General features: G+C 61.3%; 19 protein-coding genes, 2 pseudogenes and 1 riboswitch. Of the genes and pseudogenes, 7 read left to right on the forward strand and 14 right to left on the reverse strand.

Annotation, left to right across the window (positions count from 1 at the left end; genetic code table 11):
* Nucleotides 1–642: phosphomethylpyrimidine synthase ThiC (locus AC0L17_RS32570; RefSeq protein WP_473518770.1), on the reverse strand; the 642-nt coding region annotated here is incomplete at its 3' end.
* 101 nt (nucleotides 643–743) lie between these two features.
* Nucleotides 744–860, reverse strand: a riboswitch (TPP riboswitch).
* Between the two features lie 5 nt (nucleotides 861–865).
* On the opposite strand from AC0L17_RS32570, the gene AC0L17_RS32575 reads away from it, so the two are divergent.
* On the forward strand, nucleotides 866–1,732 hold the full coding sequence (locus tag AC0L17_RS32575; RefSeq protein ID WP_473518771.1) for an acyltransferase family protein: 867 nt from the start codon (nucleotides 866–868) through the stop codon (nucleotides 1,730–1,732).
* 13 nt (nucleotides 1,733–1,745) lie between these two features.
* Here the strand turns inward: AC0L17_RS32575 and AC0L17_RS32580 are convergent.
* The 3 genes and pseudogenes from AC0L17_RS32580 to AC0L17_RS32590 all read right to left on the reverse strand — a co-directional run.
* Nucleotides 1,746–2,150 (reverse strand): annotated as a pseudogene (locus AC0L17_RS32580) (GNAT family N-acetyltransferase); the annotation flags it as partial.
* Nucleotides 2,149–2,465: pseudogene (locus tag AC0L17_RS32585) on the reverse strand (response regulator); the annotation flags it as partial. The pseudogenes AC0L17_RS32585 and AC0L17_RS32580, both read right to left, overlap by 2 nt.
* A 437-nt stretch (nucleotides 2,466–2,902) precedes the next feature.
* Nucleotides 2,903–4,057, reverse strand: coding sequence for a porin (locus AC0L17_RS32590; protein WP_473518772.1), 1,155 nt, complete (start codon nucleotides 4,055–4,057; stop codon nucleotides 2,903–2,905).
* Nucleotides 4,058–4,945: 888 nt separating this feature from the next.
* On the opposite strand from AC0L17_RS32590, the gene AC0L17_RS32595 reads away from it, so the two are divergent.
* Together AC0L17_RS32595 and AC0L17_RS32600 are read left to right on the forward strand one after the other, a co-directional pair.
* Complete coding sequence (locus tag AC0L17_RS32595) at nucleotides 4,946–5,278, forward strand: helix-turn-helix domain-containing protein (protein WP_065010596.1); 333 nt, start codon at nucleotides 4,946–4,948, stop codon at nucleotides 5,276–5,278.
* Entirely contained in the window at nucleotides 5,275–6,567 is a 1,293-nt protein-coding gene (locus tag AC0L17_RS32600) for a type II toxin-antitoxin system HipA family toxin (protein ID WP_473518773.1), read from the forward strand. The genes AC0L17_RS32595 and AC0L17_RS32600 overlap by 4 nt, the downstream gene beginning before the upstream one ends.
* 470 nt (nucleotides 6,568–7,037) lie before the next feature.
* Here the strand turns inward: AC0L17_RS32600 and AC0L17_RS32605 are convergent, their stop codons facing one another.
* From AC0L17_RS32605 to AC0L17_RS32650, 10 genes are all read right to left on the reverse strand, one after another.
* Nucleotides 7,038–8,684, reverse strand: a complete 1,647-nt coding sequence (locus AC0L17_RS32605; RefSeq protein ID WP_473518774.1) for an MFS transporter — start codon at nucleotides 8,682–8,684, stop codon at nucleotides 7,038–7,040.
* 326 nt (nucleotides 8,685–9,010) lie between these two features.
* Nucleotides 9,011–9,994, reverse strand: a complete 984-nt coding sequence (locus AC0L17_RS32610; RefSeq protein WP_473479425.1) for a beta-ketoacyl-ACP synthase III — start codon at nucleotides 9,992–9,994, stop codon at nucleotides 9,011–9,013.
* Nucleotides 9,991–11,256, reverse strand: coding sequence for an adenosylmethionine--8-amino-7-oxononanoate transaminase (locus tag AC0L17_RS32615; RefSeq protein WP_473479427.1), 1,266 nt, complete (start codon nucleotides 11,254–11,256; stop codon nucleotides 9,991–9,993). Before AC0L17_RS32615 ends, AC0L17_RS32610 begins: the two co-directional genes overlap by 4 nt.
* Nucleotides 11,256–11,891, reverse strand: a complete 636-nt coding sequence (gene bioD / locus AC0L17_RS32620; protein ID WP_473479430.1) for a dethiobiotin synthase — start codon at nucleotides 11,889–11,891, stop codon at nucleotides 11,256–11,258. The genes AC0L17_RS32615 and bioD overlap by 1 nt, the downstream gene beginning before the upstream one ends.
* Nucleotides 11,888–13,027 carry an 8-amino-7-oxononanoate synthase gene (locus tag AC0L17_RS32625; protein ID WP_473479434.1) on the reverse strand — a complete coding sequence of 380 codons (1,140 nt, stop codon included), beginning with the start codon at nucleotides 13,025–13,027 and terminating at the stop codon, nucleotides 11,888–11,890. Before AC0L17_RS32625 ends, bioD begins: the two co-directional genes overlap by 4 nt.
* On the reverse strand, nucleotides 13,024–14,034 hold the full coding sequence (gene bioB / locus AC0L17_RS32630; protein ID WP_473479587.1) for a biotin synthase BioB: 1,011 nt from the start codon (nucleotides 14,032–14,034) through the stop codon (nucleotides 13,024–13,026). The genes AC0L17_RS32625 and bioB overlap by 4 nt, the downstream gene beginning before the upstream one ends.
* Nucleotides 14,035–14,217: 183 nt before the next feature.
* Nucleotides 14,218–15,105, reverse strand: coding sequence for a carboxylating nicotinate-nucleotide diphosphorylase (nadC, locus tag AC0L17_RS32635; protein WP_473479436.1), 888 nt, complete (start codon nucleotides 15,103–15,105; stop codon nucleotides 14,218–14,220).
* Entirely contained in the window at nucleotides 15,102–16,649 is a 1,548-nt protein-coding gene (locus tag AC0L17_RS32640) for an L-aspartate oxidase (RefSeq protein WP_473479438.1), read from the reverse strand. Before AC0L17_RS32640 ends, nadC begins: the two co-directional genes overlap by 4 nt.
* A complete protein-coding gene (nadA, locus tag AC0L17_RS32645) occupies nucleotides 16,646–17,620 on the reverse strand; it encodes a quinolinate synthase NadA (protein WP_473479441.1) in 975 nt (324 codons plus the stop codon). Before nadA ends, AC0L17_RS32640 begins: the two co-directional genes overlap by 4 nt.
* A 64-nt stretch (nucleotides 17,621–17,684) precedes the next feature.
* Nucleotides 17,685–18,647, reverse strand: coding sequence for an NUDIX hydrolase (locus AC0L17_RS32650; RefSeq protein ID WP_065009870.1), 963 nt, complete (start codon nucleotides 18,645–18,647; stop codon nucleotides 17,685–17,687).
* A 176-nt stretch (nucleotides 18,648–18,823) separates the two neighbouring features.
* On the opposite strand from AC0L17_RS32650, the gene panB reads away from it, so the two are divergent.
* From panB to AC0L17_RS32670, 4 genes are all read left to right on the forward strand, one after another.
* A complete protein-coding gene (panB, locus tag AC0L17_RS32655) occupies nucleotides 18,824–19,660 on the forward strand; it encodes a 3-methyl-2-oxobutanoate hydroxymethyltransferase (RefSeq protein ID WP_473518775.1) in 837 nt (278 codons plus the stop codon).
* A complete protein-coding gene (gene panC, locus AC0L17_RS32660) occupies nucleotides 19,657–20,556 on the forward strand; it encodes a pantoate--beta-alanine ligase (RefSeq protein ID WP_473479445.1) in 900 nt (299 codons plus the stop codon). The genes panB and panC overlap by 4 nt, the downstream gene beginning before the upstream one ends.
* A 110-nt stretch (nucleotides 20,557–20,666) precedes the next feature.
* The gene (locus AC0L17_RS32665) at nucleotides 20,667–21,392 is read left to right on the forward strand and encodes a LuxR family transcriptional regulator (protein ID WP_473518776.1); all 726 of its coding nucleotides are present in this window, start codon (nucleotides 20,667–20,669) and stop codon (nucleotides 21,390–21,392) included.
* Nucleotides 21,393–21,487: 95 nt separating this feature from the next.
* Nucleotides 21,488–22,117: an acyl-homoserine-lactone synthase gene (locus AC0L17_RS32670; RefSeq protein ID WP_473479450.1), complete on the forward strand. Its 630-nt coding sequence runs from the start codon at nucleotides 21,488–21,490 to the stop codon at nucleotides 22,115–22,117.
* Nucleotides 22,118–22,757: the final 640 nt, after the last annotated feature.

The following is a 22,757-nucleotide window of genomic DNA, read 5'->3' on the forward strand; positions in this document are numbered from 1 at the left end:
GCCGATATTGGCATTGATCTTGACCAGGAAATTGCGGCCGATGATCATCGGCTCGCTCTCCGGGTGGTTGATGTTGGCGGGAATGATAGCCCGTCCGCGCGCTATCTCGTCGCGCACGAATTCCGGCGTGACGAAATCGGGGATCGCCGCGCCGAAAGAGTTGCCGTCGCGCTGCATCCCGCCGCGTAAGCTCTCGCGGCCGAGATTCTCGCGAATGGCGACGAACTCCATTTCGGGGGTGATGATCCCGGCGCGCGCATAGGCAAGCTGCGTCACCGCTTTGCCCGTTTTTGCCTTTAGCGGCCGGTGGCGCACGGGAAATTCCGGCGTCAGGCGCTCACCTGACGCAAAGCCGTTGTCCTCCGGCCTGACACTGCGGCCATCGTGGAATTCGACGTCGCCGCGTGCCGTCACCCATTCATGGCGAAACCTGGCGAGGCCCTTTTCGATGCTGGTTTCGACAGTCGGGTCCGTATAGGGGCCGGACGGATCGTAAACGGTGACAGGCGGTTCGCCTGCCGTCGGATGGACGGAGATTTCGCGCATCGGTACCCTGATCTGCGGGTGGATGGCACCGGGCCTGTGGATTTTCCGCGAGGCGGGCAGTGATCCCGTCGAAACCGCCGGAGTGAGGGCATTCATCGTGAGGCTCCTTTGCTCATGCATTGGAGACCCAGTTCTGTGCCGGAAGGATGAAAAGACGCTTCTGCCTGCCTGCTTACAGGTTTTCGGGCATGGACTCCCGCAAAGCGCTTGCACCGTCCCTACGCCAGTATGAACTGGATCAGGTTCAACGGGTCACTGCGCCGCGAAAGCCAGCAGTATCTCAGCCCCTTGCCGGGACCCCCCTGGTGAATGGGTCAAATTGAGCGGGCGATCGCCGTTTTGTCAAGCGCATTCGGGTCCGGCCGAAAGTAGCTATCGCCTAGCTGGCGGCATCCGTTATCCGCTCAAGGCGTTTTTCAAGCGTCGGTTCTCCCGCATCTATCCGGCGCTGCTGGTTTTCGTCCTCGCTTCGAAGGCTGCCTTGTCCGGCACGTTTGTCGCCTTCAAATGGAAAGCGGCGCTGACGGCGCTGACATTCACCTCCAACTATGCCGGAATTCTCGTCAGCCGCGCCGGCGCGCTCGACCATATCTGGTCGCTGTGCGTCGAAGAACATGCCTATGTCATCCTGGCGCTGATCAGCTTTGTTGTTTCGGGGCGTGCCCGTGTCGTCATGCTGCTCAGCGCGCTGTCGGTGCTGGCCATGGCGAACGGTGCGATTTCCTACTGGGTCTTCGGGATGGACTACGAGACGACCTATTGGCGAACCGACGTGCGAATCGCCTCGATCCTCCTATCGGCGGTGATATGCCTGCTCAAGGCCGGCGACAGGCTGCCGGCGTTGTTCAAGCGGCCGCATTTCGCCATTGCGGCGACCGTCGGAGCGGTTCTTCTGTTCATGGATGCGGTGCCGCCGATCCACTTTCTGGTCGCGGTGCCGCTGTTGGCGCTCGCCGTCAATTCGCTCGACTTCAGCACTCGGTATCTGACCGGATTTTTGTCTTCCTGGCCGATGGCGACGCTGGGGCTGTGGTCGTATTCCGCTGTATCTGTGGCAGCAGCCGTTCTAAAAATTCGTCTATGCGCAGGGCAGTGCGCCGCTGCTGATGCTGGCCGGCGCGCTTGCGCTTTGTGCAGCTATTACATCGTCGAAAAGCCGGCTCGCGCCTGGCTGAACCGCAACTGATAGAGCTGTTGCCTCAGCCGGTGATCCGCCTGGTGTAGTAGCGCACTGCCTTCTTGCCGCCGTGGATCACCGCGTCGACGACCTCGACGAAGCCGAGCGCGGCGTGAAAGGCATCCGAAGCCGGATTGGGCGGTTCGGCATTCACCTCGCAAGTGACGATGGTCTGGCCGGCACGCGAAACATGTTCGAATAGATCTTCATGCCTGCGGGCATGGCCGCGGCCACGCGCTTCTCCCGCGACGACGATACGGTCGACATAGACAAAGCGCGGATAGCGCTCGCGAAACCACAGGAAGTTCGGACTGTCGTAGCGGGCGTCCTGGTCGAACGTCATGATGAAGGCTTCGAGCGCACCGATGCGACGCGCATAAAACGCTTCGCCGAGCAGGAACGACAGGCGTTCCGGCTCAAGCCACGACCTGCTGCGGCGTCAGTTTGGCAAGGCGCTGCACCATCTCGGCGCGATCGGTGCTGTCGGCGTCCGGCGGCTTGCCTTCATAGGTTTCGGGCACTGGACCGCACCTTCCATCGCCGAGCGAATGGCGGCGGCCAGATCGCTCTTGCGCGCCGATTTCGGGACGAAGCCGGCTGCGCCGTAGGACAGCGCTTCGGAAATGATCTTGGGCTCCTCATGTCCCGAAGCGATGACCACCGGCAGGCGCGGATAGCGGGTCCGAAGCTGCAGCAGCCCGTCGAAGCCATGCACACCGGGCATCCTGAGGTCGAGCCGCGCAGAGATCGAATGGCAGTCCGCTGCGACTCAGACACTAGTCCTTCAAGATGACCCAAACAGAACAAGAATCTTACTGAACCGAACTGATTTTGCAATGACGGTCGCCGAAGATGATTCTGAACCACTGAGGAAACTTGACGAGTGCCTGGACGAAGCGTCCAGGCATTTCTCAGCCGTTCTTGCCGTGCCTCCGAAGCTCTCGATCTCGAGCGCTCATCGCAATGAGGGTAGCACAACAGGGTCAAGATGGGGCCGAGAGACATGTCCTGGACGAGTTATTCAGTGGCATTGCTAAGCGCCCTATGGAAGCCTCGCTGATCAGGCTATGAAGTCCAGCAACCAATGTCCGGGCATGATCGTCCGGGACCACATCTTGAACATCGTAATGCCAGACACCGAGGCCTCCAGTCGGGCCTCCGACATTCAGATTCGCTCCGTTAGAACGAGCTTTGGAATCGCAGCACGCCGCCGAGGCTGTTCCTTTTGCCGACGTGAGCCGGGTTCATTCCGGAACGGTCGACGGCAGCGAACTTGGCGTAATGGGCATAATCGACTTCGGCTGTGACTGTGAAACCTGGAATGACCATATAGGCGACGTTTGCAGCCAGTCCGGAGTTCCTGAGCTGATCACCCGAGACCTGAAGGTTGAACGAAGTTTTCTCGTTTAACGTGTAAGTGGCGCCCGCCCAGAAAGCCCAATTGCCGCTCCAAATTTTGTAGAAGCCGCGACCGTGAGCGGCGACCGCGTTGGTTGGGTCATCGTTGAGATTGCCAATGGAGCCGTAGCCGAACATTCCGAATAGCGACAGGTCATCTGTGACATTGACATCGACTCGGAGCTTGCCGGCCAAGGCTTCATAGTCGCTGTCACGAGCCATTACGCCGGTGATCGCGCCCCAGCCCTGCGTCTGTTTCACGCCGAAGACGACGTGCGGAACATGGCTGTCGATAGTACCGACTACACCCGACCCTTGTTCAAGTGACACCAGAGCCGAAAAGCCATTATCGGCATCGAAGTAATACTGAGCCACGTTGGTATCGAAGTCGCCGTACGGAACGAGTACGTTATTGAGCACGTTCCCGGCGTAGCCTGTAAACGTGTCGAAGGCCGACTCGTCCTTGCCAACTCGGAGGCCACCAAGCTGGATCCAGGCGGAAGCCAACTTGACGCCGCTGTTGAAGCTATAGTTGTGAGGGCTTTCCGGACCCGGATAAGCGTTGTGGTTGCCGAAGTTCACGCGAGTCTCAGTATAGGTCTTCAGTGCGCCTAGTTCGGTCTCCTGGCGCGTCCAAGTTTTGAACGTGAAACGCGTGTTGTTTCGCCAGGTGCCCTGAGCCTCGCCAGTTCTCACATCGGAGGTTCTTATCCCGTCATACGATCGGACATCGCTGAGGCCGACGTCGTAACGGATGTAGCCGCCGATGCGCACGCAGGTCTCGGTGTCTGGGATATGGAAGTAGCCCGAACCGTAGACGTCGCAGATCTTGACGTATTCGGTCGGACCCGGCGCGGAGACTTCGTCCGTCGCGCGAGCGACGGAAACGGAGATCAGGGCCGCAACTGAGCCGAGAAGAAGGCTGCTTACGTTCATTCTGGATCTCCAGTTCAAAGAATAAAAGGCGGACGCGTCAAAGGGCGAACCGGCGGCCTATCCCAGGACCAAAAACATGTGCATCTCGCTCCTCTTTCGTACCTGAGGAATGCGCGATACTAAGTTGACTAGAGTAGTTCTGCTGTGAGTAAGCGAAATTATACTTGTTCTTTGCTTTATCGCAGTTCGACTTATGGAAGAAACAACTGTGGTTGTCTATCAACTGCCCGAAGGAGGTGAGATTCGACCTCCGTCCGGATCCAAAAAAAGGCAAAATCGCCTATTGCCTTGCCGCGCTTCCCACAACCATTCCTCATTCTTTCAGTACATGGGGGATTCAGCATTTCTGAACCAATATTCATCTCCGTTATTTGTGAGTTGGCCGTCGGCGTTCGATGCGGAGCAGCAAGCGACGTGCCATCCTGAAGAGGTAGCTCCGCGCTGACACTTAAATTGGCCGGCGCAACTTCGTCGCGCTCCCTTCTTTTTGCTTTTTGGGGGTCAGGCTGAGCACCGAGCAGACGTTTTGGGACACGGTTCGTATGTTCGATATGTGACACTTTCGTTCGATACCGACAGCACCTGGTTGCTGTGAAGCTTGGGTCGAGACAGCATGCGGCGGCGCCGCTCGGTACGTCAGGCGGGAGCATCTGGATCGTGCCAAGGATGGCCCGTTTCGTTTTGCAGCGGCGCAATCGTTCACACCCCCGTGCGACTCACCTAGCGCCCATTGCGGATCGGATGGATGCATGCTCACGAGAGTAGTGTGGTTGGTTGCAGGGCCACAGCCTTGTCGATTCGGTCAAACAGGCCGACTCTCGACAGATCACGGTTTAGGTCTTATATAACCGCCCTAGAAAGAGTTAAGGTCGTTTGTATGAGACAAACATGCGCTCAACAGTGACAGATACATTGCCCCCCAGAGTCAAGAGGGCGCTTGGCAAGCTCGGCGCCGACATTGCGCTCGCCCGTAAGAAGCGCAGCCTGACCGTGATGATGATGGCGGAACGACTGGGTGTCGCAAAGAGCACCTATCTGAAGATCGAAAAAGGAGACCCGACCGTCGCTATGGGGGCCTACGCCATGACCTTTTTCGTTTTGGGCTTTGATGAGGCTTTGGCGCAGATCATCGACGCGCATCGCGATGAGCAAGGCCTGCTCCTCGACGCTGAACGTTTGCCCAAGAGGGTAAGGGTGCGGAAGCCACCGGGTGCAATATGAGACGTTCTATTGCTGTTCACATTGGCGAAGAAGCGATGCTACTGGGTACGTTGCGCTATGATCAGCAGGGTGCAAGCGAGAGCGCTGCCTTTGAATATGATGCAGGTTGGCTGAGAGCGGCGGAAGGCTTCTCGATCGAACCCGGTCTGCCACTCGTTACTGGCCCTCAATTCCATCGAAAGACCGGCGACGGATCCGTGTTCCACAACGCGATCGCCGACACGGAGCCGGACGGATGGGGCCGGCGTGTCATCCAGCGCGACCACGCCAAGCGTCGCCAAGAGGCGCGCCGGGCGGGAAATGTCGCCGAAACGCGGCCTCTGAACGCGATGGATTACCTCTTGGCAGTGGACGACATGAGCCGCATTGGTGCGCTCCGGTTGAAGGACGAAGAAGGGCGTTACCAAAGAACGACCGAGGAGGGTCGACGCACCACGCCGCCGCTCATTGAAATCGGTCAACTCCTCGCAGCCACGCACGCCGTCGAGACGAACACCGAGACGGCAACGGATCTCGCCTATTTGCGTGGACGTGGCACGTCCCTTGGGGGCCTTCGTCCGAAATGCTCTGTCGTCGACGATGATGGACGCCTCGCTATCGGTAAGTTTCCGAGCGTTGCCGACGATCGATCTGTCACAAAAGGCGAAGTGCTCGCTATGAAGTTGGCCAGAAAAGCCGGCGTGGATGCTGCTGAGACACGTCTGCTCGACAGCGACGGCGCCCCTGTCGCGCTCATACGGCGTTTCGATAGGACTCCGAACGGCAATCGACTCATGTATATCTCGGCCGCCACGATGATCGGCGCAGAGTCAGGGGACGTTGGCGAGCATAGCTATACTGAACTTGTGGATGTGCTTCGTCAGCACGGCAGCCAGCCAGCGGCCAACATCGAAGAGCTTTGGCGGCGCATCGCGTTCTCGATCCTTATCACCAATGTCGATGACCACCTCCACAATCACGGCTTTCTCCATGTGCATCGCGGGCAATGGCGCCTGGCGCCTGCATTCGACATCAACCCGTTCCCTGAGCGCGTGCGAGAGCTGAAAACCTGGATATCCGAGGAAACTGGGCCCGAAGCGACTGTCGACGCACTGATGTCGGTAATCGCTTATTTCCGGATCAGGAGCGATCGAGCGAAGACGATACTCGCAGAAGTCGAAAAGGCGGTCGCGTCATGGCGGGAGGAGGGGCGGGCGCTTGGGATGACCCCCCAAGAACTCGATAGCTTCACCGACGCGTTCGAACATCGGGAACGGCAAGCCGCCCAACGGCGCAGCAATGATCCCTGAAAGCTTGCCGTTCGCGGTTAAGATGGCGTCCTGCAAGGGCGTCAAGGCGACTGGTTCTCCGTTTCGCCCACCCTCACTCCATGTCCGGCGCCGAAAGGTCGAGCGCCAGCGCCGTCTTCGAACAGGCCTGGTTCCGGCTGGCCCAGCGCCAGCCGGTAGCGAGTCAGATACTCTTCTGCCAGTCTCTGAGCCGCACAGCGCTGCTGAAGCGCACGTCGAACGTGATGCTGATCGGCTTGTGCGCAGGCGCGACCACCAGCGCTCGAAGCCCATGCCCTCCTTCTTGCCGTCGCGCGCCGCATCGAAGATGGCCCAGAACGGACCGTTCCTGCCCCCGGCCTCGAGCCCCGCGGCGGCATGGGTATTCGCGAGAGAGCGCCGGACCCATAGGCTCCGCGTACTGGCGATGCGGCCTTCGCGCTGCTTGAAATCGACCGGCGCGGCAGAACGCGATCGCTTTCGCGATCACGTCACCTGGGAGGACGAGAAAAGATTGTTGAGGCACGGGTACGAGCTGCCTCAGTCGTTCGTTCGATCGACAGCACTGTGTGCGGAGGACGCTCTCCATCATGCAGTGCCAGGAGACGCTGGCCGATTTCCTTGTCCGCTGCCGTGAGCCGATGATTCAGGCGAAGAAAGTCCATCCAGGTTGGCGTGCGGAATGTCTCTGTCCAAATCGAAGGCGTTTGAAGATTTCGCTGGAGTGTCCAGTTTCGCGCACCGGCACGGCTCTGAACATGGCGCCTTGCGCGCATGTAGCCCAGAAAGGTCTCGATATTCTCTTCGGCTATAAGATACTCGACCTTGACGACTATGGGGCCGCTCCTGGGCTTCAACTCGAGTGCCAGCTCCGGCGGGTGAAAATCCGAACTTTCCTGATCCGTTTCTTCCCATGGACGGACCGGCAACAGTATCCCCGCAGCTGCAACCAGCAACAGAGCGCCTGCGGCGCCCTCCAGAGCCCAGGCTAAGGAGTAGTCCTGTGCGACAGTACCCCAGATCCAGCTGCCGGCCGCCATACCCCCTGCGCTCAGGGCGTAATATATCGACAGTGTGCGGCCGACGACCCACCTTGGGCTTGCCAGCTGCACCGACACGTCGATGCCCGTCCAGGTGATAAGCCAACCCGCGCCACCAAGTGCCAGCGAAATGGCCGCCACGGCGACCGATGATGTGAGTGCAAGGGAAAGGCAACATGCTGCACAAGCAACAGAGGCGAACGATACCAGTCTGTTTTGAGACGTGATCCGCCTTAGAAAGCTATTGCTCATGCCCGCGACGAAAGCACCCATGCCGAAGCCGGCCAGCAAGATGCCGTAGACGATTGGGCCGCTTTTCAGCTGATCCCGGACGACTAGTGGGAGTAGCGCAAGGATGGAGATGCTTGCCAGCCCGAACAAGGTTGCACGGGCAATCGCTGCCCTGATCTCCAAGGACAATACCGTGAAGCGCACTCCGTCATGAATTGCCATCGTCATTCGCTCACGAGGGAGAGGCGAAGTGCGAACCTTCCATTTGGTGCGCCATATCGCGCCGAGAGGGACCAGATCGCTCAGCGCGGCCAGGGCGAAAGCGGCGAGCGGCCCAAAGAAGGCCAGCATCGTCCCACCCAAAGCGGGTCCTATGCTGCGTATGATGTTGTATCCGACAGACATCAGCGTCACTGCGGCCGGAATGTCGCGCTTGTCCAGGATATCGCCGACCGAGGCATGCCAGGCCGGATCATTCAGAGCGAAGCCGCAGCCAGCCAGAAAGCCCAATCCAAGTAGGAGCCAGGGATCGACAAATCCCAGGCCCACCGAAATCATCAGCGTCGTTGATGCCAATGCTATCAGGCAGTGCCCCGCAAACATCACCCATCGGCGGCTGAAGTTGTCGGCGATGGCTCCGGCAAGAATTGAGAGGAAGAATACCGGCAACGTGGATGCGGCCTGCACGAGTGCAACCATCAGATCCGAAGCGGAAATCGTGGCCATCAGCCAACTGATGGCGACCGTTTGCACGAGCCACCCGAGGCTGGATATTTGCGTGGCCGTCCAGATCGAGCGAAACACCGGGTTCCGAAATGGAGCCAGCGTTGTTGAGACAGGCAGATGAGCATTTTTTTCGGACTGCATGACGTTTGATGCCTTCGAGGGGCCGCTTATTCAATTCACGGCTGCCACTACTGCCGTTACGATGTTGACCAATAAGGGCCGACATATCGAGGATGACTTCATCGCAATGAGGAGTTGGATACCTCCGCTCTCCTGGACTGGCGCCAACCACTCCTCGCCCAGCAAAGTAGCGTTGCCGATCGTCCTGCTCGAGAAAATCGTCTGCAGGGTTTTCGCTCTCGCGTCACCGAACCGGCGCCCATGCAGCTTGCCGGCGACTATTTTTCGCATTGGGCCCGTTTTGCTAGTGTCATTCGTGACAAATCCTGTGCATGGCCGTCGTACCGCTAAATTCCGAGGATGAGGGCGCCTCCGGTGAGACCGGCACCCGCCGCCGCAAGGAGAATCTTTTCGCCCGGCCGAAACGGCTGCGCCCGATGCGAAAGCGAGAGCGAAAGCGGGATGGTCGCGGCGGAAGAGTTGCCGTACTCGGCAATCGTCTTGACGATTGCTTGATCCGTTATTCCGAGGTTCCTCCCGACCACATCGAAAATGCGGACATTGGCCTGGTGTGGCACGAACCGATCGATGTCTTGCGACCGCATTCGGGCAGCAGAGAGGGCCTCCTGCGAGCAGCGAGACATCATCTCCACGGCCTTCGCGAACACTTCGCGGCCGTTGGCGATCGTCATGCGGGTCTGCCCGAGGTCCATGCCGCCGTGGAACGGTGTGTCGCTTCCTCCGGCGGGAATCTGGATCAGCCCGTAGCGCGAGCCGTCCGAAGCCAACGCGGCGCCGAGAATGCCCCGATCCGGCTCTTCGCACGGGGCAATCACCACGGCGCCGGCGGCATCGGCAAACAGCACCGCGCTTGCGCGCTCGACTGGATTGATGCGGCGACTGAGGATGTTGGCGGCGATGACCAAGGTCGCTTTGCCATGGAGACGGGTGAATCCGTCGGCAAACATCAGGGCATAGATGAAGCCGGCGCAGGCGCCTGTGAGGTCGACCGCACCGGCGCGGCCTAAGCCCAGGCGATGTGCTACCAGCGGCGCGCTGGGCGGCAGAAGGTGATCGGGTGTCGAGGTGGCAAGCAGCAGAAGACCGATGTCGCCACGGTCGATGCCGGCATTCGCCAGCGCCATGTCGCCGGCGTGCGCGGCAAGACCCGACAGCGTGTCTTGGTCCGTTGCCCAGAAGCGCGAGCGTATCCCGGTCCGCTGCTCGATCCAGCCGGGCTCAAGCCCGAGACGGATTTCGATTTCCTGGTTCTCCACCTTTCGGGCCGGCGCATGATCGCCAAACCCGAGAAAGCGCGACGATCTGCTCATGCGCTCGGACCGAAGCGTTCGCCGGCCTCTTCGAAGGCGTCATACAATCCGTCGAGTTCCTCTCCGGTGATGCAATAGGGCGGCAGAACATAGAGCACATTACCGAGCGGGCGCACGAGCAGGCCGCGCTCGAGGAAAAAAGCGCGCAGCTTTGGTCCGATCTCGGCCAGATAGCCGGCCGAGCCGGCGCGCAGATCGAGAGCTGCGATCGTGCCGGTCGCCCGGCAATCTGTGAAGTTGGCATTGTTGCGAAAGCGTCGAAGCCCGACGGCTTGCCCGGCGCTCAAGGCCGCAATCCGCTCGGCCACCGGCTCGTCCCGCCAGATCTCGACATTGGCGAGTGCTGCCGCGCAAGCGATCGGATTGGCGGTGTAGGAGCTCGAGTGGAAAAAGGTCTTCTGCCGATCTTCGGAGTAATGGGCCTGGAAGATGGCATCGGTCGCGAGTGTGGCCGCGAGTGGGATTGCGCCTCCGCTCAAGCCCTTCGAGGTGCATAGTATGTCCGGAGAGATCAGCGCCTGCTCGCAGGCGAACGTGCTTCCGGTGCGCCCCCAGCCGGTCATCACCTCGTCGGCGATCAGGAGCGTGCCGGAGGCCTCAGTGATCTTTTTCAATTCGGCCAGAACCCAGGCCGGATACATCAACATGCCGCCGGCGCCGAGCACCAGCGGCTCGACGATCAGCGCGGCGGCGCGGCGGTCGCGCGAGAAAGCCTCGAATCCATCCAGCGTTTCCTGCTCGCGCCCTGCGGCCGGAAACGGAATGGTGTCGACCTGGAACAGCAGGGGTTCGTAGGCGGCGTTGAACACGCCGCGGGCTCCGACGCTCATCGTGCCGATCGTGTCGCCATGATAGCTGTGTTCCATGACGACGATGCGCGAACGCGGCGCGCCGATATTGCGGTAATAGCCGAGCGCCATCTTCAGCGCGACTTCGACGGACGTGGATCCACTGTCGGAATAGAAGACCCAGTCGAGGCCTGCCGGCACTATTTCGATCAGCGCCGAGGCCAATTGCTCTGCCGGCTGATGGGTGAGACCGGCGAAGATCACCTGGTCGAGCATCTCAGTCGCATTCCGGATTGCTTCCATGATCCGTGGATGGCGGTGCCCGTGGGTGACCACCCACCAGGAGGAGATTGCATCGAGGATATGCCTTCCGTCATTCGTCTCTAGCCAAGCCCCTTCCGTGCGGATAACGGACGGCATGGCCGGCTCGATCGCGTGCTGGGTGAATGGATGCCAGACCGGCGACCGCGACATCATTCGCCTCCGGCAATCTTGGCGAGGTCGAAGCCGGCAAACATCGCCTTCCGCAGAGTTTCGCGCGTCAACGGAACGAGGTGTGGCAGCCTGCCGAGCTGACGCACCGCGCCGAATTCGGTGATTGTCCTTTGCGTATCGGCTACCTCTTCGCCGATGAAGGCGATGCCGATCAGCGGGATGGAGCGAACCCGCAGGGCTTCGATCGACAGCAGAGTGTGGTTTATCGTGCCGAGCTCGGTGCGGGCGCACAGAATGACCGGCAGCCGCCATTGAGCGAAGACGTCAATGAATCTTGTCTGTCGGTTGATCGGCACCATCAGTCCGCCAGCGCCTTCGATGACGAGCGGTGTGGGCAGGACCGGAAATGCAAGATCGGCAGCGTCGATCGAGACACCGTCGATTTCGGCTGAACGGTGCGGCGACAGCGGGCTCCTCAAGCGGTGGGCCTCCGGCAGCACGCGCCCGGATGGCAGGCCAGCAAGCCGTTCGACCACCTCACTGTCGGTCTCCTCATCGAGACCCGATTGCACCGGCTTCCAGTAGAAGCCGTCGAGCAGGCCTGCGAGCCCCGCGGCAAAAACCGTTTTGCCAATTCCGGTATCTGTTCCGGTGACGACGATGCGCTTGCTCATGCCGTGGCCAACACTTCGGCAAGCGTTTCGACCATGGCCGAAATGTCAGGCTTGCCGACATTGAGCGTCAGCGAAATGCGCAGCCGCGACGTGCCCTCCGGCACGGTCGGCGGGCGAATGCCGCGTATGTCGAAGCCGCGGGCCTGCAGTGCCGCCGCCATCACCATGGTGCGGCTGACGTCGCCAATGACAAGTGGCTGGATCTGCGAGCCGCTGCGCGCCACGCCACAGCGCTCGGCCAGTTGGCGGCCCGCGAAGGCAATGTACTCATGCAGCTGAACGCGGCGCATCGGCTCGTCGACCAGGATTACGAGCGCTTCGCGCGCCGCCACCGCCGTTAGCGGCGATGGCGCGGTGGCGTAGATAAAGGGCCGGCAGCGGTTGACAATATAGTCGCACAGCACTCCCGGCCCAGTGACGAGTGCGCCGGATGCGCCGAGCGCCTTGCCGCATGTGTGGAGCGCGACAATGTTGTCACGGCCCTCGAAAGCGGCGGCCAGCCCCCGGCCGTCCGGTCCCCAGACGCCGGTGGCATGTGCCTCGTCGACCACTATGAATGCCTCGTACCGATCGGCAAGCTCGACCAGGCTCTCCATCGGCGCCCAGTCGCCATCCATGCTATACAGGCTTTCGACTGCGATCCAGATATGCCCCATGCCACCTTCGGCCCGCCAGCGCCTGATCGCGTCCTCAAAAGCATTTATGTCGTTGTGCGTGGCCGGCCTGAACTCGGCGCGTCCAGCCCGCGCCCCTTCATGCATGCTGGCATGCGCGAGTTCGTCGAGGATCAGCAGGTCGCCCTTCTGCGGCAGGGCGCTCAGCAGGGCGAAGTTGGCGATGTAGCCGCTGCCGAAGAACAGCGCCCGTTCGGCCCCGAAGAACGCCGCCGCATCTGCCTCCAACGCCTCATGTTCCGGCGCGTTGCCGCGCAGGAGCCGCGATCCGGTAGCGCCGACCGGGGTGCCCCCCTCGATTGCCGCCGCGACTGCATCGCCAAGTCTCTTCGACGCAGCAAGCCCGAGATAATCGTTGGACGAGAAGTCGAGCCCGGCGCGCGGCGCCAGCGTCCGCAGCCGGCCCTTGCGTGCCAGACCCTGCAAGGTTGCTTCATAGCGGGCAAGCGGCGGCTCGTTCATCTTGCCTCGCGTGGCATCGGCTCAATGCCGAGACGCCTAAATAGACGATTATCCTTGTCCTCGCCGGGATTGTCCGCCGTCAGCAGCATGTCGCCGACAAAGATCGAATTGGCGCCGGCAAAGAAGCACAGCGCCTGCGTTTCGTCGCTCATCGCCGTCCTGCCGGCGGAGAGCCTTACATAGGACTTCGGCATCATGATGCGGGCGAGCGCAATGGTGCGGACGAAATCGATCGGATCGATGGGCTCGGCCTCGGCAAGCGGCGTGCCTTCGATGGGGATGAGCATGTTGATCGGCACGCTTTCCGGCGGCTCGGGCAGGTTCGCGAGTGTGACCAGCATGTCGATGCGATCGGCCTTTTCCTCTCCCATCCCGACAATGCCGCCGCAGCAGACCTTCATGCCAACCTCGCGCACGTGCCCAAGTGTTTCCAGCCGGTCGGCAAAGGTCCTGGTTGAAACAACCTCGCCGTAATAGCGCTCGGACGTGTCGATGTTGTGGTTGTAGTAGTCGAGACCGGCCGCCTTCAGGCGCTGCGCCTGACTGAGGTCCAGCATTCCAAGCGTCATGCAGGTCTCCATGCCGAGCGCCTTCACGCCCTCGATCATGGCGACGACGGAACCCATGTCGCGTTCCTTCGGACTGCGCCATGCGGCGCCCATGCAATAGCGGGTGGCGCCGGCGTCCCGCGCCTTGATCGCTTCGGCAATGACACGCTCCACCTCCATCAGCTTGGACGCCTTCAGGCCGGTTTCGTAATGCGTAGACTGGCTGCAATAGCCGCAATCCTCCGGGCATCCGCCGGTCTTGATGCTGAGCAGCCGCGACAGCTGCACCCGGTTGCGATCGAAGTTCTGGCGGTGGATTGTCTGAGCCAGGAAGAGCAGGTCATTGAACGGCATCCCGTGGATAGCCTCGGCCTCTTTGCGGTTCCATCGGGATAGTGCCCCCTCGATCGATTGCATGGCTTGCTTCACGTCGCACTCCGAGTTCGTTCCAATCGTCATCATCAAAAGCTTTGTCGCTGGTCCAACAGCACGTGCAGGAGGCTGTCGACCCTCCTCGGGTTCGCTATGATCGTCGATCAGCCCGATGAGCCTGAACCAGTTGGAGGGTGCGCCGCACAAAGATGCAGGCTCGCACGGAGCAGTTCCTGCGTCGGCGCGCTCCAGCGGAGGTGGGAATGCTTTTCATTCCATCTCCATCAGTTCAAGCGCGCGCCGATGCGCCGGCATATCCAGGCCGATGTCGAGGATAGGCGCGCTGTGTGTCAGCCATCCGACTGAGATGAGGTCGACCCCCGTCGCAGCAATCAACGGAGCCGTTTTCGGCGTCACCCGACCGGAAGCCTCGGTGATGGCGCGGCCATCGACGATTGCCACGGCGCGCGCAAGATCCTCAACCGACATATTGTCGAGCAGCACTGCGTCGACTCCCAGCGTGAGCGCTACATCGAGCTGCTCCAGCGTGTCGACCTCGACCTCGATCTTCACCATGTGGCCTGCGGCGGCGCGCGCCCGCTCTATTGCCGTGCCAATGTCGCCGGCGATCGCGATGTGGTTGTCCTTGATCAGCACGGCGTCATCGAGCCCGAAGCGGTGATTGGCGCCGCCGCCGACGCGTACCGCATATTTCTCCAGCGCGCGCAGGCCGGGCGTCGTCTTTCGCGTGCACACGATCTTCGCCTTGTGGCCACGCACGGCCTCGACCATCGTCGCTGTGGCAGTGGCGATGCCGCTCAGGCGGCACAGAAAATTGAGCGCCGTGCGCTCGGCCGTGAGCAGGCCTCGCGCCGGTCCGCACAACTTGGCGATAGTCTCGCCCGCCGCGACATCGCTGCCGTCAGCTCGCCAGATGTGCATGTCGATCGCAGGCTCGACGAGCATGAAGGCGAAGGCGGCCAAATCGAGACCGGCAACGATGCCCATCTGTCGCGACTTGAGCACCAAAGTGGCCGTGCGATCACGCGGGATCACGGCGTCGCTGGTCAGATCACCGCATCTGCCCAGGTCTTCGAGAAGAGCACCGCGCACGATCGGCTCGATCAGGGTTGAGGAAAGGGGTGAGAACGAATTCATGTCAGGGTGCTCCGTATCGGTGCCCGCCAGCTGAGTGCGACGGCGGTCTGTATTGCGCTGCGCAGTGTCAACCGTGACTGGCGCGCATCTGCATCGCGTCCGGGGAAATCGGAACGACAGTGCGAGCCGCGGCTCTCTTCGCGCCGCAGGGCCGCAATGGCGATCATCATCGCGACCAAGGCCGGCCCGGAGCCAGCGCCGTCGTGAGCTGCAATCGGCAACAGGGTCGCCACCCCTTCGCGTAGCGTCTCGCCATCGCGGATGATGCCGAGCGCGGCGGAGACGATTGGGCGGATGCCGGAGGCGTCTGGCCGTTGAGGCACGAATGCGGAACACACGCGCGGTCGCCGGGTGTGTGATACGTCGGCGACGCTTTCAGCAACCCAGCTCGCTGTGACCGCCGCTTCGATAAGCGAGTTGCTGGCGAGGCGGTTCGCGCCGTGCAGACCGGTGCATGCGACCTCGCCGCATGCCCACAATCCCTCGATGGAGCTGCGGCCGGCAGCGTCTACAGCAATGCCGCCCATATGATAATGTGCCGCCGGGCGCACCGGGATCGGGTCGGTCGCGGGATCGATGCCGGCCTGGCGACACAAATCGGCGATCGCCGGAAAGCGCTTGTCAAATCTGAGGCCGAGACATTGCCTTGCGTCCAGGAACACACGGCGTCCGACAGCGAGCTGGTGCCAAACCGCGCGCGCAACCACGTCGCGAGGCGCAAGCTCGCCCCCTGGGGTTTCAGCGAGGAAACGCTCTCCTTGCTCGTCGACGAGCACAGCACCCTCGCCGCGCACCGCTTCGCTCACCAGCGGCATCGGCCGCCGCGGACCATCGAGGGCCGTCGGGTGGAACTGCACGAATTCCAGGTCGGCGAGCTCCGCCCCGGCACAGGCGGCGAGCGCGAGCCCCTGTCCACATGAGCCAGGCGGGTTTGTCGTATCGCTAAATAAGCCGCCGATGCCGCCGGTCGCCAGGACCGCGCGGCGCGTTGGCAAGGCGATTGCGCCCGTGCACCCGGCCGCGACCACGGCGATAATCGCCCCGTCTTCCACGACAAGCCGGCGGGCCTCCACGTTTTCCAGGATAGTGATGGAGGCTGTGCGCCGTGCCGCGGCGATCAGCGCGCGGACCAGCTCGCGACCGGTGGCATCGCCCGCCGCATGCACGATCCGCCGCTGCGAGTGCGCCGCCTCAAGCCCGAGCCGCAACGCGCCGTCAGCGCGTCGGTCGAATGCGACACCGAAGCGCTCTAGAGTCCTGATCGCTTCAGGTGCAGCTCGGACCGTTCGCCGCACCGTCGTCAGATCGCAGAGGCCGTCGCCGGCCGCGAGGGTGTCACAAAGATGAAGTTCGGGACTGTCCTCGCCGCCGACACTTGCCGCAAGACCGCCTTGGGCGAGCTCGCTGCAGGCTTCGGTTCCCAGCCCCGCGTTGGACAGAAGCACAACCGGTTCCGGCGCCAGATGAAGCGCCGTCATCAGGCCTGCCACACCGGCGCCGATGATGACCGGCGCCCCGCCGATGTCATGAACGTCGAGGCTCATATGGAAAGCATACGCTCGACCGAGCGGCGCGCGCGACCTGCAACCCCGGGATCGATCCGAACCTCATGCCGGTTCTCCTCGAGTGCGACGCGAATGTTAGCTAGCGTGATGCGCTTCATGTGCGGGCAGAGATTGCAGGGGCGGACGAACTCGACCTCGGGATGCGCGACCGCGACATTGTCGCTCATCGAACATTCCGTTAGCAAGACTACGCGCGGCGGTTTCTCCCGCTCGACATAATCCAACATGGCCGCAGTCGAGCCGGAGAATTCCGCCTCTGCTACAATCTCTGGCGGGCATTCCGGATGGGCGAGCACGATGACCCCTGGATGCGCATCGCGCAGTTCCCGGATGTCGGCCGATGTGAAGCGCTCGTGCACTTCGCAGTGGCCCTTCCAGGCGATGATCTCGACCTCCGTCTCCGCCGCCACGTTTATCGCCAGATATTCATCGGGCACCATAATCACGCGCGGCACGCCGAGCGATTCCACCACCGCCCTGGCGTTGCCCGAGGTGCAGCAGATGTCCGACTCCGCTTTTACAGCCGCCGAAGTGTTGACGTAGGTGACGACCGGGACCCCCGGATAACGCTGCCGCATCAGCCGCACGTCTTCTGCCGTGATCGAATCCGCCAGCGAGCAACCGGCGCTGAGATCCGGGATGAGGACGATCTTGTTCGGATTGAGCAGCTTGGCCGTCTCGGCCATGAAATGCACGCCGGCAACCACGATGATTTGCGCCTCGACCGTAGCCGCCTTGCGGGCCAGTGCGAGGCTGTCGCCGACAATGTCGGCTACGCAATGGAAGATCTCCGGCGTTTGGTAGTTGTGCGCAAGGATGACCGCATTGCGATCGCGCTTCAGCGCGAGGATGGCCTCAATGTCGTTGGTGAAGGCCGGCCATTCGACTGGCGGGATCACCCGCCGGACGCGCTCGTACAGGGACGCAGCCGTAGGTAACGCCCCAGTCATCAGCGCCTCCGATTATATTCGATCTGACAATAAGGGGAATATGTCTACCTTGACTATAACTATGTCAAGCCCGCGCGAGCGGCAATTTTGTCCCGGCCACAGCCCTGTCATCGAGGACGGCATGGCGGAACCGATAAAGCTTTGCCGGCCGTCCGCCCGTCTCGAGGGAGGTCTCGCCAGTTTCCTCGACCAGCTCTTGCTGCTCAACAAGTCTTCGGAAGTTCGGCTTGTTGATGAGCCTCCCGGCGAGCGCCTCCACGGTCCGCTGCAGCTGAAGCAGTGTGAAGGACGGCCTCATGAGCTCGAACACCACCGGCCGGTACTTGATCTTTGAACGTAGCCGCGCAATGGCGGTCGCCAGGATTCGTCGATGGTCAGCGATCATTGCCTTACCAGATACCGCCGCAGGCGCGACGTCCCGCCCGCCACCAGCCTCTTCGATCAGGGCAGATTCGTAAAGCAACTCGTAGCGTTGGAGCGTGAGTTCCTCGTTCCAATTGCGGTCGTCGAAACCGAAGGCAATCGCGGCGCGCTGCCGGCGTTCGCGTCGCGTGGTGGCGTCGCTGGCGCCCTCAGCCCACTCAGTCAGGCGTGGACGTAAAATATCGAGCACCACCGGCGTGCCGGAGCGATGGTCCTCCCAGGGAAAATACTCGTACCAACTCCGCCACCCGCAATTAGCGGAGCCCGTTGCCTGTTCCTTCCGAGTGAGTGCGAGATAGCTGATTGAGATGGCGCGTTCCTGGCGCTCGGCCCCTATGCGGTCCCGATCGGCGAAGGTGTAGAGCTGCTCGATGTACCCCAGCGGGTGGCCGGTCTGTTGCTCCACCCAACCCCTCAGACCGGATTGCAGCGATCGATGCTCTAGCGCATATGGTCCGGACGGAAGGGTGTCCGCGTTCCCGATGGTGAGAAGGCAGGGTTCACTGTCGTTTACGGCGACGACAACGGCGATCAGGTCCACTTTTGCTTCGTCGGCCTTGAGCGCGGCTCTGCCTTTTCTCGTTTCTTTTGCCTGATGGTCCATGTTCGCGAAAGTGAGTTGGCCCCAAATTCAGGTTGACTGAATCGATTGAATTTAAGCGTTGCCGCACGAACGTCAACACCGCACAGCTGCACGTCTTTTTTTAGCTCTTCGCACTCGCACAAAAATATGCCAAACGCGACACCCACGGCGGGTAACGCTAGGGAAGGATGCGTGCGTTGAGCGCAACTGGTGAGACAAAGGCGATGACACCGCCGGATATTCGAATGCGGAAAGGCCAGACTCCACTCGTCTGCTTGACGGCATATACCACGCCAATCGCCAGTTTGGCCGATCGACACTGCGACATCGTTCTCGTCGGCGACAGCGTCGGCATGGTCCTGCACGGCCTCTCGTCGACGCTGAGCGTCACTCTCGACATGATGATCATGCACGGCCAGGCGGTGCGCCGCGGTCTGGTGCGAGCATTGATGGTCGTAGACCTTCCATTCGGTTCCTATGAAGAAAGCCCCGAGCAGGCCTTCCGCAACGCTGCGCGCCTGATGGCGGAGACCGGTTGTGCAGCGGTGAAGCTCGAGGGGGGGCAGACCATGGCCGAGACGATCCGCTTCCTCGCCGCGCGCGGCGTGCCTGTCATGGCCCATGTCGGCTTGACGCCGCAGGCGGTCAACACTCTCGGCGGCTACCGCGTCCAGGGGCGGGGAGACGATGCCGAGCGCATCAGGCGCGACGCCGGTGCGGTCACGGAAGCCGGCGCTTTCTCGGTGGTGCTGGAGAAAGTGCCCGAGCCGCTCGCACGGCGCATCACTGCGGAGATCACCGTCCCCACAATCGGCATCGGCGCCTCGCCGGCCTGCGACGGCCAGATTTTGGTCAGCGATGATATGCTTGGGCTTTTCGGCTCTTTCCGGCCGAAATTCGTCAAACGCTACGCCGAACTAGGCAAGCAGGCCGATGCGGCGATCGCGGCTTATGCCGCCGACGTGAGGGAACGGCGCTTTCCGGCGGCCGAACATCTCTACGCCAACGAGACGAAGGCCGGAGACGTCACATGAGCGTGCCGATCGTTCGAACCGTTGCCGAACTCCGCGCTGTTGCCGCGGGATGGCGTCGCTCAGGCGCCCGTGTCGCCGTTGTGCCGACCATGGGAGCCTTGCATGAAGGCCATCTGAGCCTCGTGCGGGCCGCGCTTCAGAAGGCCGAGCGGGTAGTCGTGACGCTGTTCGTCAATCCCAAGCAGTTCAACAGTGCCGCCGACCTTGCCGCCTATCCTCGGACGGAAAACGAAGATGCTGCCAAGCTCGTGCCGACAGGCGCACATCTGCTCTATGTACCGGATGCAGACGAGATGTATCCAGCGGGCTTCGCCACGGCCGTTTCGGTGTCCACTCTCAGCGAGGGCCTGTGCGGCGCCTTCCGGCCCGGCCATTTCGACGGCGTGGCGACGGTCGTGGCCAAGCTCTTCCTGCAGACCGGCGCTGACTTCGCCTTCTTTGGCGAAAAGGATTTCCAGCAGCTTCAGCTTGTCAGGCGCTTGGTCCGGGACCTTGACATCCCGATCACGGTGGTCGCATGTCCGACAGTCCGCGAAACCGATGGTCTTGCACTATCGTCGCGCAATAGCCGGCTCTCGCCAGCAGAACGCGCCATTGCCCCAAAGCTGGCTTCGGTCTTGCTCGACACGGCTGAGCGGCTTGCGCGTGGCTCTCCTGTCTTGCCCATGCTTGATGAAGCGCGTGCAACAATTCTGGCGACAGGCTATCGCGAGGTCGAGTACCTGGAACTTCGCGGCGAAACAGACCTGCAGCCGCTAGCAAGGCTTGACCGACCAGCACGCTTGCTTGTCGCGGCTTGGCTCGGCGACACGCGGCTCATCGATAACGTCTTAACATCCCCGGTTGGTAAGTGGCCAGGTCCGCGGCGTTCGCTTCACCGGGAAGCAGCAAAGTAATGCCGGCGATGATGGCGACCAAATCGTCCGCGTCGCATCGATGCGGGGTCGTTTAGATCCAGATTTCCCCTGGCATCGAGCAACATTCGAGGAGGTCGCGCAAAGGGCTGATGTATCGCGTATTCGAAAACTTCGTCGAGCAACTCTCTGCAAGCATCGATGCGGTCGACCTCCATGAGGCGATGGCGTCCGCCGCAGCCGGCTTCGACTTTCCGCTCTTCGCCTATTTCAGTAACCCGTCGGTCTCCGGCCAGACGCCGCGATTGATTTCAAATTATCCTTCATCCTGGACATCGCACTATCTGCAACTGCGCTACCACAGCCATGATCCGGTGATCCTGCGCGGGCTGCAAGGCTGGGATACTTTTGATTGGGGCGTGGATCGACCCCGCCAGTGTCTGCCGGCCTCGCAGCAAGAAATCCTGGAAAAAGCAGCTCACTTTGGCATTCGCGGCGGATTGACCATGTCCATGCATGACCATCGCGGCCGGTTTGCGGCGCTGACCTTCGCTTCCGACCAGTCCCGTCCGCCTCTCTTGCGGTCACTCACTCGCTACGAAAAAGCATTGCAGCTGGTCGCAATCAACTTTCATATACATGCCCGGCGCCAGCTCGCCGAAGATTGCGTGGTGGATGGCATAACGCTGACCCCGCGGGAGTTCGAATCCCTGAAATGGGCGGCGTGCGGTAAGTCCGCCTGGGATATCAGCCAGATCCTCGGCGTCTCGAAACGCACCGTGACCTTCCATCTGGAAAACGCCAAGGCAAAGCTTGGCGTGCGAACCATAAACCAGGGCATAGCACGGCTGACTGCTTCCCGTCAGTGGAGATCCTGACCTCCTTTTGTTGGAAAGCTGTAAAGGTCTACAGGCTGCATCAATGTCGGCTTTGCTCTTCGATGGCGGGAACACATCCTGCACGGAGGCGACAGATGATGCAGCTGATAACACCTGAACTCTACGGCGAGTTTCCAAACGAGCTCAACGAAATGCACGGGCTCAGGCATCGGGTCTTCAAGGAAAGGCTGGATTGGGAAGTTCAGACCGAAAGCGAGATGGAAACAGACGCATTTGACAGCCTGAACCCCGTCTATCTGCTTCTCAAGGGATCCGACTGGCGAATTTGCGGTTGCGTTCGTCTTTTACCGACTACCGGACCGACAATGTTGCGCGACACGTTTCCGATGCTGCTGGGTGAGACTGCGGCGCCCGCGAGTGCCCGCATTTGGGAGAGCAGTCGTTTCGCACTCGATCTCCCTCCATCAGCGCCTAAGTCTGGCGGACTGGCGCAAGCAACATACGAGCTCTTCGCCGGCATGATCGAATTCGGCTTGGCGAATAATCTCACTCGGATTGTGACAGTGACCGATACGCGCATGGAACGGATCCTGCGTCTCGCAACGTGGCCGTTGACGCGCATCGGACAGCCGAAGCCGGTTGGTAACACGGAGGCGGTCGCCGGTTTTCTCGAGATTTCCCACGCTAGCCTCAAGCGCATCCGCTGGAGGGGACGTCTGAACGGACCTGTATTATGGCAACCGGTTCTCGGCCTGCCGGCCTAGCGCTTGACGATGCTCAGCCTGACCAATGCTCCTGCCCGCGGGCGCTCCGTACGGTTGATATGCTGGCCGGACGGCGTAGTGCGAAGCTTACGACTATTCCGGTCGATTCCCCCGCACGACCTGGGCCCAGGAAGTTTTTAGGTGCAATCCGCAATTCCGGCGTTACCACGCCAAATGGCGCGCCCCGCCGCAGACACCCGAGTTTTTGGAGCCGTAAAAGCCCGGATTTCTTTACGCCGCAAAAAAGCAGCAACCCCGGAATCGTTCACAGAGCAGCCAAGGCCTGCACCGCTGGACGATTGCTCCTCTCAGCGGTGCCTTCTGGTACCAAAAAAGCCCCGGCGCTGGGTCGATGCGCCGGGGCTTTGGGCACGTACGAGCTACACCAACATGTCCGCTTATGAACGTGCGCTAATAAAATTAACGAATGGTGAATCGCGCAATAGCTCGCCGAACGTGGTTCGTATTCATGCTCCCATGTAAGAAGTGTTGCAGTTGTGTGTGGGTGTCAAGTTCTTGTGTGGATGCCAGCCATTTTGCAAGGAGGAACCTGAAGCATTGGGCATGTGATCGAGTGCGGTCATGTGTCAGGCCTTGATTTGCGGCCGTTCCATGTGCCGCGGGCCGGTATGGTGATGCG

The sequence above is a fragment of the Mesorhizobium sp. WSM4829 genome, from assembly GCF_055811475.1.

What these genes read in the sequence shown, in the direction of transcription:
- AC0L17_RS32590 (WP_473518772.1), bottom strand. Translation starts at nt 4,057, where the DNA reads ATGAACGTAAGCAGCCTTCTTCTCGGCTCAGTTGCGGCCCTGATCTCC.
- AC0L17_RS32595 (WP_065010596.1), top strand. Translation starts at nt 4,946, where the DNA reads ATGCGCTCAACAGTGACAGATACATTGCCCCCCAGAGTCAAGAGGGCG.
- AC0L17_RS32600 (WP_473518773.1), top strand. Translation starts at nt 5,275, where the DNA reads ATGAGACGTTCTATTGCTGTTCACATTGGCGAAGAAGCGATGCTACTG.
- AC0L17_RS32605 (WP_473518774.1), bottom strand. Translation starts at nt 8,684, where the DNA reads ATGCAGTCCGAAAAAAATGCTCATCTGCCTGTCTCAACAACGCTGGCT.
- AC0L17_RS32610 (WP_473479425.1), bottom strand. Translation starts at nt 9,994, where the DNA reads ATGAGCAGATCGTCGCGCTTTCTCGGGTTTGGCGATCATGCGCCGGCC.
- AC0L17_RS32615 (WP_473479427.1), bottom strand. Translation starts at nt 11,256, where the DNA reads ATGTCGCGGTCGCCGGTCTGGCATCCATTCACCCAGCACGCGATCGAG.
- bioD (WP_473479430.1), bottom strand. Translation starts at nt 11,891, where the DNA reads ATGAGCAAGCGCATCGTCGTCACCGGAACAGATACCGGAATTGGCAAA.
- AC0L17_RS32625 (WP_473479434.1), bottom strand. Translation starts at nt 13,027, where the DNA reads ATGAACGAGCCGCCGCTTGCCCGCTATGAAGCAACCTTGCAGGGTCTG.
- bioB (WP_473479587.1), bottom strand. Translation starts at nt 14,034, where the DNA reads ATGACGATTGGAACGAACTCGGAGTGCGACGTGAAGCAAGCCATGCAA.
- nadC (WP_473479436.1), bottom strand. Translation starts at nt 15,105, where the DNA reads ATGAATTCGTTCTCACCCCTTTCCTCAACCCTGATCGAGCCGATCGTG.
- AC0L17_RS32640 (WP_473479438.1), bottom strand. Translation starts at nt 16,649, where the DNA reads ATGAGCCTCGACGTTCATGACATCGGCGGGGCGCCGGTCATCATCGGC.
- nadA (WP_473479441.1), bottom strand. Translation starts at nt 17,620, where the DNA reads ATGACTGGGGCGTTACCTACGGCTGCGTCCCTGTACGAGCGCGTCCGG.
- AC0L17_RS32650 (WP_065009870.1), bottom strand. Translation starts at nt 18,647, where the DNA reads ATGGACCATCAGGCAAAAGAAACGAGAAAAGGCAGAGCCGCGCTCAAG.
- panC (WP_473479445.1), top strand. Translation starts at nt 19,657, where the DNA reads ATGAGCGTGCCGATCGTTCGAACCGTTGCCGAACTCCGCGCTGTTGCC.
- AC0L17_RS32665 (WP_473518776.1), top strand. Translation starts at nt 20,667, where the DNA reads ATGTATCGCGTATTCGAAAACTTCGTCGAGCAACTCTCTGCAAGCATC.
- AC0L17_RS32670 (WP_473479450.1), top strand. Translation starts at nt 21,488, where the DNA reads ATGATGCAGCTGATAACACCTGAACTCTACGGCGAGTTTCCAAACGAG.